This window comes from Leptospira interrogans, from assembly GCF_900156205.1.
Lineage (GTDB): Bacteria > Spirochaetota > Leptospiria > Leptospirales > Leptospiraceae > Leptospira > Leptospira interrogans.
Genome location: NZ_FTNA01000036.1, coordinates 16,126 through 30,000 on the forward strand (window position 1 = coordinate 16,126; position 13,875 = coordinate 30,000).

Annotated in this window: 12 protein-coding genes and 1 pseudogene (1 of these 13 only partly in view); 3 read left to right on the forward strand and 10 right to left on the reverse strand. The window is 38.7% G+C overall.

What is annotated here, in order from left to right; all coding sequences use genetic code 11:
* Nucleotides 1–784 precede the first annotated feature (784 nt).
* From mpl17 to BW942_RS18900, 6 genes are all read right to left on the reverse strand, one after another.
* Nucleotides 785–1,174, reverse strand: a complete 390-nt coding sequence (mpl17, locus tag BW942_RS18875; RefSeq protein ID WP_000735123.1) for a cell surface protein MPL17 — start codon at nt 1,172–1,174, stop codon at nt 785–787.
* 290 nt (nt 1,175–1,464) lie between these two features.
* Nucleotides 1,465–1,956, reverse strand: coding sequence for a YajQ family cyclic di-GMP-binding protein (locus BW942_RS18880; RefSeq protein WP_001283275.1), 492 nt, complete (start codon nt 1,954–1,956; stop codon nt 1,465–1,467).
* Nucleotides 1,953–4,886, reverse strand: a complete 2,934-nt coding sequence (gene alaS / locus BW942_RS18885; protein WP_000802930.1) for an alanine--tRNA ligase — start codon at nt 4,884–4,886, stop codon at nt 1,953–1,955. Before alaS ends, BW942_RS18880 begins: the two co-directional genes overlap by 4 nt.
* 83 nt (nt 4,887–4,969) lie before the next feature.
* Nucleotides 4,970–5,368, reverse strand: a complete 399-nt coding sequence (rpsI, locus tag BW942_RS18890) for a 30S ribosomal protein S9 (protein ID WP_001966744.1) — start codon at nt 5,366–5,368, stop codon at nt 4,970–4,972.
* Nucleotides 5,369–5,378: 10 nt separating this feature from the next.
* Nucleotides 5,379–5,828, reverse strand: coding sequence for a 50S ribosomal protein L13 (rplM, locus tag BW942_RS18895; protein ID WP_000115097.1), 450 nt, complete (start codon nt 5,826–5,828; stop codon nt 5,379–5,381).
* A gap of 986 nt (nt 5,829–6,814) precedes the next feature.
* Nucleotides 6,815–7,444, reverse strand: coding sequence for a YceI family protein (locus tag BW942_RS18900; RefSeq protein WP_000821257.1), 630 nt, complete (start codon nt 7,442–7,444; stop codon nt 6,815–6,817).
* A gap of 41 nt (nt 7,445–7,485) precedes the next feature.
* Between BW942_RS18900 and thiL the strand changes: the two genes are divergently transcribed.
* Nucleotides 7,486–8,409, forward strand: a complete 924-nt coding sequence (gene thiL, locus BW942_RS18905; RefSeq protein WP_000662272.1) for a thiamine-phosphate kinase — start codon at nt 7,486–7,488, stop codon at nt 8,407–8,409.
* Nucleotides 8,410–9,003: 594 nt separating this feature from the next.
* Here thiL and BW942_RS21900 read toward each other — a convergent pair.
* On the reverse strand, nt 9,004–9,102 hold the full coding sequence (locus BW942_RS21900) for a hypothetical protein (protein ID WP_016689679.1): 99 nt from the start codon (nt 9,100–9,102) through the stop codon (nt 9,004–9,006).
* Between the two features lie 66 nt (nt 9,103–9,168).
* Here BW942_RS21900 and BW942_RS18915 point away from each other — a divergent pair, with 66 nt between their 5' ends.
* A complete protein-coding gene (locus BW942_RS18915) occupies nt 9,169–9,381 on the forward strand; it encodes a hypothetical protein (protein ID WP_000979161.1) in 213 nt (70 codons plus the stop codon).
* 557 nt (nt 9,382–9,938) lie between these two features.
* A pseudogene (locus BW942_RS22175) lies at nt 9,939–10,212 on the forward strand (hypothetical protein); the annotation flags it as partial.
* A 116-nt stretch (nt 10,213–10,328) separates the two neighbouring features.
* Here BW942_RS22175 and rpsG read toward each other — a convergent pair.
* The 3 genes from rpsG to rpoC all read right to left on the reverse strand — a co-directional run.
* Complete coding sequence (gene rpsG / locus BW942_RS18930; protein WP_000091209.1) at nt 10,329–10,802, reverse strand: 30S ribosomal protein S7; 474 nt, start codon at nt 10,800–10,802, stop codon at nt 10,329–10,331.
* Nucleotides 10,803–10,820: 18 nt separating this feature from the next.
* Nucleotides 10,821–11,195 (reverse strand): 30S ribosomal protein S12, encoded by a 375-nt coding sequence (gene rpsL, locus BW942_RS18935; RefSeq protein ID WP_001142358.1) that lies wholly within the window; start codon nt 11,193–11,195, stop codon nt 10,821–10,823.
* Between the two features lie 397 nt (nt 11,196–11,592).
* A protein-coding gene (gene rpoC, locus BW942_RS18940; protein WP_002968773.1) for a DNA-directed RNA polymerase subunit beta' crosses the window boundary here: on the reverse strand, nt 11,593–13,875 show its 3' portion. The gene runs 1,932 nt beyond the window's last position; the window shows 2,283 of its 4,215 coding nt (coding positions 1,933–4,215); the start codon falls outside the window, past its right edge — the gene reads right to left on this strand; it ends in the stop codon at nt 11,593–11,595.

Below are 13,875 nucleotides of genomic sequence, written 5' to 3' on the forward strand. Positions count from 1 at the left end.
AACAAGCTTAGGATAATTATTTTCATACATCCGAGTAGTAACAAAACGGTTTTATCCATTTGATTTAATCAAAGAAGCGGAAGCAAATTTTTTCAACAACTCTATGCATTATCCTAGAACTATATAATAGAGCGCCTAATCTAATCGTTACGTATCAATAATGTAAATTCTGTGTAAGAAAATTGGGACGAATTCGGCGGCGTCGGACCACGCTTTCGCTCCGATTAACAAATTGAGAGTTGCTTGAAAACAAAATCTTTTCTTGAATTCAATTTATTATAAAACGCGACCTATCTCGCAACCCGTCGGGAGCGAGATTTGAGTTCAAGAAGCGAGACGGCTTTAGTTTGAGAGAACGTTCTGCTGAGTTTTTCTACGTTTCAATCATTTTGTATTGGATTCTATCGAGCTCACATAAAACGGCGCTTGTTGTGAACATTTAAGACTCGATTTGATAGGAATGAGTAGTTTCACAAAAATGTTGGAACTCATACTTTTAGAATTTATTCGTAAAATCGTAATTTGCAGGAGTTCCCACATTTTAGGAATCAAAACACAACTTTTTTAGAAAAATGAACCATGGTTCCTTACGTCGAACTTACGTTATTTACATTGAAACCATCATCAAAAAGATATGAGTCTATCTCAAAATATAGAATTTGTCTGCAAAATTAGATTAAACTAGTAAATTAAAAAAATATAAAATACTTATAGACAAACTCGAATTTTAAAAAAAACATCTCCAATTCAAAAATCTTTTGAAGTTAGAAACGATTTCCGAAAATTATTGAATGATCTCTACTTGCTGAATCTTACCTGGAATGCAGATATTTTTATCAAAGTTACAGTAGTAAATCTTTCCTTGAATCTCCAATTCTCCTTTACCAGTCACAACAAGAGAAATCGGATCCACCGAGGCAAAATATTCTTTTTTCTTTTCTGAAATTTTTCCTTTTACTTTCAGATCCGCTTTTTCAACCTTTACTCCGTTCCTAGGATTTAAAATTATTTTATGAGGAGCGTCCTTTTGAACACCGAAGTTAGCCGGATGAATAATTTTTAAAATATACGCATTACCAAAACTTTTTTCCAGTTTGAACCTTACGGGACTTTCTTCTTCGGCAAAAACCCCAACAAAACATACTAAAACACAAACGAGTAATAACTTTTTCATACTATTTTGACAGGATTCCTTGCGGTTTTGTTTATGAAAAGAATTCTTCATTTTAGGAATTAGTAGTAAATGTAAGTTTATAACAAAAAGATCAATCTAAGAATTTCCGGCATTCTTAAACGTATTTGTAAAAAATGTCAACGATTCGAATCTATAACCTTCGTAAAGATAGAATCAATCTCTACTGAAAATCCATCTAACAGAGCTGATACGATTTTACCAGAGCTAACAGAAGATAACAATGTAAATCCAGATTCTCCATTACGATAAACTTCTACCGAACGTTCCCATTATTTGTAGTTTGTAAATTGAACGTCAAAAGGAAGATCCGAATTTTTCAAAAGATGAATTACTTCTTGAAGGTCGTCCTTTTTTTTACCAGTAATTCGAACACATTCACCCATAATCGTAGCGTTTACTTTCAGTTTGGATTCTTTAACGATACGAGTGACTTCTTTAGTCTGTTCTTTTTCCATTCCTTTACGGATTTTAACTTTCATACGAACGGTTCCACCGGTAGCAGGTTCAATTTTAGATTTAAAATCGAAATTTTTCAGACCTAAACCACGTTTTGCCATCTTAGAAACAAGAACGTCAATCACACTTTCCAGTTTCGCTTCGTTATCCGAGGTCAAGACGAGCTGTTCGTCTTCAAGTTGAATGTCCGACTTAGAACCTTTAAAATCAAAACGATTTTTAATTTCCCCAAGAGCCTGAGTCACCGCGTTGGTCAACTCAGGTCTACTGATCTCGGATACAACGTCAAAGGAAGGATCACTCATACTCTTTCTCCGGTTAGAATTTGTTTTGCTTCGTTGATTACACCTGCAATCGCGGATTCGAGATTTTGTTTTTCTTTACCACCGCCTTGCGCCATATCCGGTCGACCTCCGCCCTTTCCACCTAACAATTCACAGGCGGTTTTGATAAGATTACCACAGTGAATACCCTTCAAAGTCAGTTCAGAGGAACAAGTAATCACAATACTTGCATTCTCCGAGTTTCTACTTCCTAAAATAACAAGAAGATTTTTTTCTCTGACTTTTAAATTATCGGAAAGACCTTTTAAAGAATTCGGATCCTTATCTTCAAAGATTGCTGAGACAATTTTTCCAATCCCTGTATCCACGGAGGAAGCCAAAACATTTTCAATTACAGAAGTATTGTTTTCGAAATCTCTTTCGGCTAAATTCTTTTTTATTTTTAAAAAGGAAGAAGTGTTTTCTTCTATTTTTGTAGCAATGTTCTCGGAAAGATCTCGAAAAAACGAAACAGCAGAAGCGCCTTCCTTCTCGAGCTTTTCCCGGATTTCATCGGGTCCGGGTATGAAAGAAAGGATTAGAATTTTGGTTCCTTCTTCGCCTAACTCCGATTTGATTTTTAAATTTAAGTTCTGTACGGATTCGGTGAGTTCAGAAAAACGGTTTTGGAACGTTTCAATTACAGCAGGACCACACACACCTTCAATACGGCGATTCCCAGCTCCGGGAGAAGATTCTTTTTTAATAAAAAAATATCCGATCTCTCCAGTGCGACTAACATGTGTTCCACCACAAAATTCTATAGATGCGTCCCCCATCTGAACAACTCGTACTCGTTCACCGTATTTTTCTCCAAAGGTTGCAACGGCCCCAGTTTTTTTAGCGTCTTCGATGGAAAGTTCTTTGGTTTCAACGGGAAAGTTTTTACGAATCGACTCGTTCACCCAAGATTCGATTTGACGAATTTCTTCCGAAGTCAAAGAGGAAGGATGAGAAAAATCAAAACGAAGATATTCGGGAGAAACGATCGAACCTTTTTGTAAAACGTGATCGCCTAAAAGGGTTCGAAGAGCCCCATTTAAAAGGTGAGTTCCTGAATGATGAAATTTAAGTCTTTCTCTCCGGGTTATTTCCACTTCCGCTTCGAGTTCTTGAGAAACGATAAATTCTCCACTTAAGACTTCTCCAAAATGAATGATACTATCATTCTCTTTTTGAGTATCAAAAACTTTGAATACGTTTTTTCCCTGGCGAAGAAAACCAATATCACCTACCTGACCTCCTCCTTCTGGATAAAAAGGAGTTTTATTCAAAACGATAGCACCTGCTTGACCTTCTTTTAAAGAAGAGACTTGTTTACTATCATAAGAACCCGTTCCTGCCGGGGTGGAACTTTGCAACTTTGAATCCACTTGTGACAAAGAGTTCGAACTTTTTGGAGAATTATAAAATAAATGTGTAATATTCCCTTTTCCTGATACAGAAGAATATCCTAAAAATTCGGTTTTATCCACATTCAAACCGGTCATTAGGGAAACCTTATTAACCTTCCAGGACTCACGGGAAAATTGTCTGTCCTTTTCAAGTTCTTCCTGAAAACCTTTTTTATCGAAGTCCAGTCCTTGTTCGGCCACAATCTCTTCGGTCATCTCGGCGGGAAAACCGTAAGTTCCATAAAGTAAAAATGCATCCGCCCCGGAGAAAATCGTTTTACCTCCGGCTTTCGTTTTTTGCACGAGAGACTCTATCTTTTCGAGACCGAGTTCCAAAGTTTTTAAGAAAAGTTCTTCTTCGACTAGAATCGTCTTTGTGATCGCTGCGGCATTTCTCTGCAATTCCGGATAACGCGCCTTATAGATTTCGATCACTTTATCTACAAGTTTGTAAAGAAACGGCTCTTTAAAATTTAATTTCCTACCGAAAAGAGTTGCACGGCGAATCAAACGACGAATAACGTAACCTCTTCCGGTTCTGTCTGGATATATTCCATCTCCGATCGAAAACAAAACCGAACGAATATGATCGGTCACCACTCTAAACGCGGTTTTCCTGCTATCTTGAATTGATTTTGTTTCGTTTCGAACTTGTGATGAAATTTGCTGATTGTTATTTTTTTTCTCTGATATTTCGGATAACGTCTTGTCTTCGTAGGAAATACCAGACAATTCTTCGTAAAAGGAAATGATTTTACGAAGTTCATTCGTATCGTAAACGGAATCCACCTCTTGCAGCAGAAGAGCGACTCTTTCCAAACCGGAACCAGTGTCAATTCCGGTTTGTTTCAGAGGATGAAGATTTCCTTCCGTATCCTGGTTGAATTGATTAAAAACTATATTCCAAAATTCTAAAAAACGATCGCAGTCACAACCCGGTTTACAGGTTCCGCTAGTCGCACAATTGGGACCACCTTTTTCAATTCCACGATCTAAATAAAGTTCCGAACAAGGTCCACAAGCGCCACTATCCCCGGCGGGCCCCCAGAAGTTATCTTTTTTTCCAAGACGCGTTATGCGCTCCTTTGGAATTCCTTTAGACAACCAAATTTTTTCGGCTTCGTCATCGTCTGTGTAAACAGTGACCCAAATCTTATTCTTATCAAAACCAAAATGATTGACGGAACAATCCAGAGCATACTCAATCGCTTCTTCTTTGAAATAATTTCCAAAACTAAAGTTCCCGAGCATTTCGAAAAAGGTGCAATGACGTTCCGTTTTTCCGACCACTTCTAAGTCAGTAGTTCGTAAACATTTCTGACAGGAAGTCGCCCTCGTATACGGAAGTTCTACTGCACCTGTAAAAAGAGGTTTGAACTGAACCATTCCCGCCGTGGTAAAAAGCAAGGTCGGATCTCCAGCAGGCAGAAGAGACGAGGACGGAACAACGTTATGCGATTTGTCTTTAAAATAATTTAAAAAGATTTCTCGGATTTCCGATACGGATTTTGGTTTCATAGTGCCTCTAAAATCAAAAAATGCCTGAAACTCTCGGACGAAAGAGATTCAGGCATTTTATAAAAACGAAATGAAAAAGAAACTTAACGTTTGGAAAACTGAGTTCCTCTTCTCGCTTTGTGTAGACCGTATTTCTTTCTTTCGACCATTCTTGGATCTCTGGTTAAAAATCCTTCTTTTTTCACCGCAGGCCGGAATTCCGGTTTAATTCTGCAGATCGCTCTTGCAAGAGCATGACGAATTGCTCCGACTTGTCCCGTAGTTCCTCCTCCGGTTACGTTCAGATTGAGATCATATTTATCTTGAACATTTAAAAGAGAAAGTGGGCGGATCGCCTCTTCAATAATTGCTTTTCGATTTTGAAGATAATCTTTGATATCTTTGTGGTTTACGGTAATCTTACCGGAACCTTCTTTAATTTTTGCGCGTGCAACAGAAGTTTTTCTTCTTCCTACTGCCCAGATTTCTTTTGCAGGTGCCATATCTGATCTCCTAAATGTCAAGTTTCACAGGTTTTTGAGCCTGCAGATTGTGTTCAGCACCCGAAAATATTTTACAATGGGTGAGCATTTTATCTCCGAGTTTACTCTTAGGAAGCATTCCTTTTACGGCCTCGTAGATCACCTTTTCAGGTTGTTTTGCAATTAAGTCCTTGAAAACTGTTTCCGTCATCCCGCCCGGATAACGAGAGTGGTGATAATATTTCTTTTGAGTTTCTTTATTACCAGTTACTTTTACTTTGGAAGCATTGATAACGATGATATTGTCCCCACAATCTTGGTTGGGAGTAAAAGTTGCTTTGTGTTTTCCGCGAAGTCTTGCGGCAATTCCGGAAGCGAGTCTTCCTAGAGTTTTTCCTTCCGCATCTACTACAAACCAACCTTTTACGGCGTTTTCTTTTGTAAGAGAAGGAGTTTTATGTACTTTTGATAATACTGACATGAAAAATCGTCCTGTAGAGGCCAGAATTTCGTTTTAATCCCCAAAGTCAAGAAAAAAGAACCAGAGCATCTGGAAGAATAGATTTTACACATTGTATTTGGTTCTAATTTCGAAGGTCGTTTAATTCAATGCGAGCTCGACATAAGTAAATTTGAAAAACTTATCTTAAAAAGAACAAACTAAAATCTTTGTGCCTCGAGTTGATTTGTAGATAAAACCGAAAGTGTGAGTTACTACAATATTTCACAGAGAAATGCATTTCAAAATCGCACAGTGCTTCATCTGTGGGAACTAACACAGATTATAAGATCAGAGTGGTTTTCTGTCGCCGAACTCATGTTATTTAAGAAAATAAATTCGTGAATCCAAAATTGAAAACGTGGTAGTTCCCACATTTAATTTTTACGGAAAAATCAGGTTTTATAAAATGAATCGGGTTTACGTTATATTAACAATGTAACATAAACTGTGGGAACTACCACAAAAATTTAACTACATTAGAACTACTCGAAAGGTTCACAAATTGCCAAATGCAACTTAATTTGTAGGAACTAACTGTATTTTATTAAAAATTTCTAAAGAATGATCGTGTAAAATTAATTTTTTGAGGTTTTGAGACACGCCCTAAATCTATAACAATAGAATTACTTCGAATGTAATTAGAAATTTTAGAAAAGATTTTAAACATCTCGTTTTTGTTTTAGCCGCAGAACGTTGGAACCTTCATTTATTTTTTGTTAAACGTTTTCATTAGAGTTGTTGAAAAACTAATTCTCCATCTGCTTCCGTTGTATTAAAATGGACAATTGAAGCAGTTTTGCTAATTTTCGTTTACGGAATTTTCAACAACTCTAATAAAGTATCATAAATTCTAAGACAAATCTTCGTTTATCAGTAGAAATTTAGACACCCCATTATATAGTTTTGAGTAGAATAAACTCTTTAATAAAGATTCCAACAAACACAAATTCTTTGCAAAAGACTTATCATTTACAATCTAATTTGAGCTTTGTAGAAATGGTAAGCTCAACTTCTGGCCAAAGTTTGGAAGCCCCATCTTTTCCTTTATGCAGATCCATACAAACTTTGTTCAGAGAATCTAGAGCAGAAAGAGCTTTAAAATCTCCCAAATTTAAATTTGTTTTCGCGTCTAATTGAATTCCATTTTGTAGAGTGAAATTTAAGTCGATTTTTTTTGTAACACCGTTCAACGTAAGTCCTATAATTCCTTTCCCGGAAGTTTTGTCGGAACTTAACTCTACAGAAATTACCTTTCCTTCTATTTTTCCGTTCTTTTTCATTGGATAGAAAAATGCAGACTTGATCTTTGCATCTCGATCATTATTCCCTGAATTGACAGTATTTGGATCAATAGTAAATTTCATTCCTTTGAAGGTATTTTCAAAAGAATTTCCGGTCGTAGTTCCTACTACTTCGATTTTATCGAAAGAACCACCAACCCCGGTTTTTTCTGTAAACTTAAACGCTTTCCAACCAAACTTTGTATTTCCGTGATCATAAGAGTAGACGCAGGTTTTGTTTTTGTCAGTCTCTTGAGAAAATCCAGCGACAAAAGGAAGTAAGGTCAAACAATAGAATAGAATGATTCGTTTCATAGTCTCTCAGACTGACTTGAAAACGAAGAAAGTCAAGATTTTTGAAGGAAAATTTAATTTTGAAAGAATCGGAAGTCATTCGTATCCTTTATCCACCTGGAATCGTTCAGACTGACGACTGTTATCTGGACGAAGAAGGTCGGATCTACACAACCGATACGATCTGCGAAGGGACACATTTTAGAATCGAGTGGAGTGGTCCTAAAGAAATCGCTCAAAAACTCGTGGAAGTAAACGTCTCCGATATAGCTGCAGGAGGTGGAATTCCTACCAAAGCTTTTTTAAACCTCGGTCTTAGTACACAGTGTTCTAAAGAAGAATGGATCCTTCCTTTCTCTATTTCATTACAAGAATCTCTATCTTCCTATAACATAGAACTTTGTGGTGGAGACACGTATCGTTCTTCTTCTCTCAATCTAACTCTTACCTTGATCGGTGTAACTACCAAACCTTGGAAACGTTCCGGTGGAAAAGATGGAGACTTTCTTTATCTCACAGGTTCAGTTGGTCTTTCTTTGCTTGGATATAAAATATTGAAGGAGGGTCTAGATATTCCGGAACCACTTCGAAGTCTAGCTTTGGAAAGGCACCTCACACCTAAAGCACGATTGAAAGTTTCAAAAGAACTTTCAAAAAATTCTCCCGTTTCCTGTTGTATGGATCTAACCGACGGACTTTTATTGGATCTTCCAAAGTTAGCATCTTCTTCAAATCTTGGACTAAAAATCGATCTGGAAAAAATTCCAATCCTTTCTAATATTCTCACCTACTTAAGTTTAGGCGAAGTCCTATCTTCCGGCGAAGAGCTAGAACTTATCTTTTTAAGTCCGGTTGAACTACCAAAAACATTATGCGAAACATCCTTGACCAAAATCGGAAATACAACATCGGATTGGAAAGGTGTGAAGTTTTTCCAAGGAAACTCAGAAAAAACCTTTGAGCATCTAGGGTTTGAACATTTTTGAGTTTTTAAAATAACATGAGCTTGGGCTAAAGAGAGGGTAAAAGTTGAAAATTGTTTTTGGAAAAAAGGAAAATACAACTAAACCCTTAATAGATCAACGACCCAATTGAAAACTCCGATTGAATGTAGGCTCAGTGTAATAATTTTTATTTTCTGAAAGTTATTTTTTCGTAAGAGAAACTTGGCAGCACTGAGTGGAAACTCACACATTCGAAAACTTTTTTAATGTTCTCACGCAGAACTTACGTTGCGAAAACCATTCCTTTTACTCTACTTCTATCTAAAACGTAGGAACTCCTAAAAATTTTAGACTTTTTGAATCCACAACTTGTTCACTGCTACCATTTGAATGGGAAGTCCAAACTTTTACCGATTATCAAAAATTTGTTTATAAAATCAATTGTGGGAACTACCACAAACCTGAGATTTTACAGATAAATTCTAAAATTGTAGGAACACACGAATCTAAGATTTTAGGATAAAATCCTGAACCGTTTTAATTTTAAAATATCTATCGCTTGTTTTATTTACAAACTCTCAATTTTTAAAAGAATCTTAACATTTTTTCCCTTAATCCTTTCTCAGTCCATTTTTTTCAAACCCATATTAATTTCGAGATTTCATTGGAGGTTACGATGAAACCATATACAAAAAACGGACTGAGAAAGATATTTTCGATTCTTTCCACCGTCATACTTTCGATTTTATTCTGATTCATTGCAAAAAGGATAGCGACGATAATACGAATCTTTTACTTACTATGATGCTTATAGACAGAAATAAGGCAGAATTCAAACTTTCCAGCGCCAATTCTTTAGCCGCTGCACGAATCGCAAACTCAAGACAATCTAGAATTCAATCCTCTGGGGCCGGCCTTTTGGTCGATTTAGCGGGGAAAACCCTCTCAATTACGGAGACGGGGCTGAAGACGGTTTTACGGATCATTTTATCACTCCTGCTGCAACGGATATAGAAGTATGCCAAATGGTAGCTTATAAATCCGTAGCAAACGGCGGCCGGCAGTCGGAACGGAAACACTTGAAAATGCAAACTGGCATCTGCTTCATGGTGGAGGAGAATACGGACCTTGTAGTACGATGATGCCGGTGGACTCACAGGAGGAGAGGGTGCGTTTACAAATCTAGACCTGCATAATCCGATTTAAAAAATTACGATCGAATCGGAATCATCGCACATTCTCTCTTATATTACCTAAACCCCGATCAAACACCTGACAATTCTCATCGATATACCAGTTTTTTCTTAAACAATATGATCCATAACGGAATTCGAGTGGGAAACGTACGCAGAGGCGATGTAGGCTTTTCCAAAGGATGCCCAGAATCCTGGTTAACGTCTCCTGCTACATCTATATCAGTATGTTCAATATGTCGGAAATGGCGTTTAGTCCAAACTGTAAGCCCTGATCGATTCCACTACCGGGTTTTTTATGACTGGTTTTGATGATTATATCACCAAGCCGGATCAATTCTACAATCCACCGCCGGTGCCTTTGTGGATGGCAATCCACTCACATTCCAATTGCCCGCGATCGCGAATAGACTTGCTGAGACGGATGCATATGTTTTGGTCGTACCATTCGATTCGTCCAAAGGCGCGGGCAGAATGTTATTCGAAGTCTCGATCGATAACGTTTTGTTCTGGGATGCAAACGACGTATATTCTCCGCAGTTGAGTCCAGGCGACAGACCGAACGCAACGAGTGGGGGACGATAACTTAACGAATTCCACCAGAAAAAATCTGATTTTCCACGTGCCTACGATTGTCGGTTCTTTAAAATAAATTTCCGAGTAGAAACAACGAATACACATTTAATCTGTTAAAATAAAAAAGGAGAGGAAACCTCTCCTTTATGATCTGAAATCGACTTCGATTGCCGAAGCCTATAAAACTCTTTTTTACCAGCGATAGTGGCTAAACGCTTTGTTCGCTTCCGCCATTTTCCGAATATCTTCTTTCTTCTTAATAGCCGAACCAGTACCCTTTTGCGCTTCGATAAATTCGGCGGCTAATTTTGCAGCCATTCCTTTTTCGTTTCTGTCTCTAGAATAGCGGATCAACCAACGAATTCCAAGAGCAAGTCTTCTTTCAGGACGAACTTCGACAGGAACTTGATAAGTAACCCCACCCACTCTTCTAGATTTTACTTCCACTTGTGGTTTAGCATTTTCTAATGCTTCACGAAAAGTAGTATAAGGGTCGTTACCTGTTTTTTTCTGGATGATTTCTAACGCATCATAGAATAATTGCTCAGCTACGGATTTTTTGCCACTTAACATTAGGCAATTGATAAACTTCGCAACTTGCACGTCGTTGTAAACTGGATCCGGAGTAATTTTCCGGGGTTCAACTTTTCCTCTTCTTCTAGACATCGATTTAAATTCTCCCGATTATGCCTTTGGACGTTTCGCACCGTATTTGGAGCGACCGTTTCTTCTCTTATCCACACCCAAGGTGTCGAGAGTTCCACGAATGATATGATAACGAACCCCCGGAAGGTCTTTTACCCTTCCACCACGAATCAGAACCACGTTGTGTTCCTGAAGGTTATGTCCTTCCCCCGGAATGTATGCCGTAACTTCAATTCCTGTAGTCAAACGAACTCTTGCTACTTTTCTCAAAGCAGAGTTCGGTTTTTTAGGAGTAAATGTCATTACTCTTGTACAAACTCCTCTTCTCTGAGGAGAGCTTTTTAACGCAGGAGATTTTGTTCTTTTCTTCTGCTTTTGCCTGCCGTGGCGAATCAATTGACTGATTGTTGGCATGAATTATCCTTCTCTAAAAAAATTTCAGATCGTTTTTACCAAATCTTCAAGCATTTTCAATTTGTAAAGTGAATGACGATCATTCTTTCACAGACAGAGCCAATCTCTACTGTTTTATTATTCTAAATCGAACCTTTCAACTCTACTTTCTTAAGAAAGTTTACTCAAAAAATGGTCTTTCTTTCTAATTCTCTATTTCAATTGGTTTTGAAAGAGAAAATTCTTATTCAAAAGTCATCTCAAAAATGAATTAAGGGTTCGTCTTCATATTTGAAGACAAAGCAGAACATTTTTGAAACGACTTCATATTCACAAAAAGTTTCGCGGGAACGAAACACATTTTAAACATACAATTTATGTTTTCTAATACGTACGCCTTTTTAAGAAGCAAACATAACTATTCTTCCGCGTCTGATTCCTCAGCAATCGCTTGAGGAATTTCCTCTTCCTCTTCTTCCTCCAAAGGACGATCCAAATCTCCATAAGCAGATTTGAATACAGCAATATCCTTATACTTCTTCGTTCCAGTTCCAGCAGGAATCATATGACCGATGATGACGTTCTCTTTGAGACCCATCAAGTTATCAGTCTTACCTTTGATCGCCGCATCCGTAAGAACCTTGGTGGTTTCCTGGAAGGAAGCCGCCGAGAAGAAGGATTCCGTGTTCAAAGAAGCCTTTGTCAATCCAAGAAGAATCGGAACCGATTCCGCAGGAGAACCACCTTCCGCGATTACTCTCTTATTCTCTTCATTGAACACGAGTCTATCAATTTGCTGTTGGTTTACGAAACTAGTATCTCCCGAATCAGTAATCAGAACTTTTCTAAGCATCTGACGAACCACAACTTCGATGTGTTTATCGTTGATATGAACCCCTTGCAACCTATAAACCTCTTGGACTTCCTGAACGAGATACACTTGAAGTGCGGTAACACCTTTTACTCTGAGAATGTCGTGAGGATCAAGATTACCGTCGTCGATCTGGTCTCCTCTCTTGACAAAGTCTCCGTTACGAACCCGAATCTGTTTACCAATCGGAATTGTAACTTTCACTTTTTCCAGATCCGGATTGTCTGGATGGATATAAAGAACTCGTTTTTCTTTAACGATCTCACCGCTGATTTCAATCTTACCGTCAGTTTCGGCGAGAGTGGTCGCGTCTTTCGGTCTTCTTGCTTCAAAAAGTTCATCAACTCTTGGAAGACCGCCAGTAATATCCCGAGTTTTTTCAGCGACCGTAGGAATCTTAAAGAGAATGTCTCCAGCTTTCACCTTGTCTCCGTCTTGAACGGAAATGATTGCGTCCACTGGAACTGAATATTCTTCTCTGGAACCACCAGATATAACAGCGATCCTCGGATTGAGTTTTTCCCTTCTTTGTTCGATCACTTTCAGAAGAATATTAGAAGTTCTTAAATCTTCATCTCTTCTGACGTTCTTACCGATCTCGAGATCCATCCACTGAACGGTTCCGTCGATTTCGGAAATACCCACTTCGTTATAAGGGTCAAACTCGGCGAGAGGCTGGTTCGGTTGAGTGATGTCGTTTACTTTTACGTTTACGATCGTTCCGGTTTTTACTGGAATTACAGCCTCTTCTCCCAAGATGCGGAAGAGACCATTCTCGATATGAATAGTTCCCGGCATTTCAGAAGTGATGTTTTCCCCAGCCGGAGAAGTCGCCACCAACTCTCCCTTGTCCACTTTCTGTCCGTTTTCAACGCGTAAGTTGGAAAGTTCTTCGGTTTTGTATTGCTGGATCAATCTTTGAATTACAATCGAACCACGACGAGAGAACACACTCTGTGATTTTTCATTTGTAATCAAACGTCCATTGATATTGTTTACGATACCCGTGTAAGAAACCTTGTGTTCTTTTTCTTGAACTTTTGCGGACGCCGCACCACCAATGTGGAACGTTCTCATCGTCAACTGAGTTCCAGGCTGGCCAATGGACTGAGCCGCAATCGTTCCGACCGCTTCCCCGATTTCCGCAGGGATCAGTCTCGCCATGTCCATACCATAACAACGGATACAAACACCTTGTTTCGATTCGCAAGTCAGAGGAGAACGAACTCGGATCTTATCATAACCTAGGTTTTCTACTTTTTGCCCGACTTCTCTCGTGATCAAAGTGTTTCTCGGATATACGACTTGGTCGGTCACTGGATCGATCACGTCTTCCGCGGTATAACGTCCGAACACGCGGTCGTTCAAGGAAACGATCACGTTCTCCCCTTCTTTTACGACGCCAAGAGAAATAGATTCTTCCGTTCCACAATCATCTTCGGAGATAATCACGTCCTGAGAAATATCCACAAGACGACGAGTTAAGTAACCTGCATCCGCAGTTTTTAACGCAGTATCCGCGAGACCTTTTCTCGCACCGTGAGTAGAGATAAAGAATTCAAGAACCGAAAGTCCTTCGCGGAAGTTCGAACGAATTGCAAGCTCAATGATTTCACCGGAAGGTTTCGCCATCAGACCGCGCATTCCCGCGAGCTGGCGAATTTGTTGTTTCGATCCTCTCGCACCGGAAGCCGCCATAATAAACACGGGGTTGAATCCGCCTTTGTCTTTTTCGAGTTCCTTGAACATAGACTCGGTGATGAGATCGTTCGTTTTTGTCCAGATCTCGATTACCTTTTTACGACGTTCTTCGTTTGTAATGATCCCTTT

Excerpts from the sequence above, each read along its gene's own strand:
- mpl17 (WP_000735123.1), bottom strand. The coding sequence starts at position 1,174 with ATGAAAAAGTTATTACTCGTTTGTGTTTTAGTATGTTTTGTTGGGGTT.
- BW942_RS18880 (WP_001283275.1), bottom strand. The coding sequence starts at position 1,956 with ATGAGTGATCCTTCCTTTGACGTTGTATCCGAGATCAGTAGACCTGAG.
- alaS (WP_000802930.1), bottom strand. The coding sequence starts at position 4,886 with ATGAAACCAAAATCCGTATCGGAAATCCGAGAAATCTTTTTAAATTAT.
- rpsI (WP_001966744.1), bottom strand. The coding sequence starts at position 5,368 with ATGGCACCTGCAAAAGAAATCTGGGCAGTAGGAAGAAGAAAAACTTCT.
- rplM (WP_000115097.1), bottom strand. The coding sequence starts at position 5,828 with ATGTCAGTATTATCAAAAGTACATAAAACTCCTTCTCTTACAAAAGAA.
- BW942_RS18900 (WP_000821257.1), bottom strand. The coding sequence starts at position 7,444 with ATGAAACGAATCATTCTATTCTATTGTTTGACCTTACTTCCTTTTGTC.
- BW942_RS21900 (WP_016689679.1), bottom strand. The coding sequence starts at position 9,102 with ATGACGGTGGAAAGAATCGAAAATATCTTTCTCAGTCCGTTTTTTGTA.
- BW942_RS18915 (WP_000979161.1), top strand. The coding sequence starts at position 9,169 with ATGATGCTTATAGACAGAAATAAGGCAGAATTCAAACTTTCCAGCGCC.
- rpsG (WP_000091209.1), bottom strand. The coding sequence starts at position 10,802 with ATGTCTAGAAGAAGAGGAAAAGTTGAACCCCGGAAAATTACTCCGGAT.
- rpsL (WP_001142358.1), bottom strand. The coding sequence starts at position 11,195 with ATGCCAACAATCAGTCAATTGATTCGCCACGGCAGGCAAAAGCAGAAG.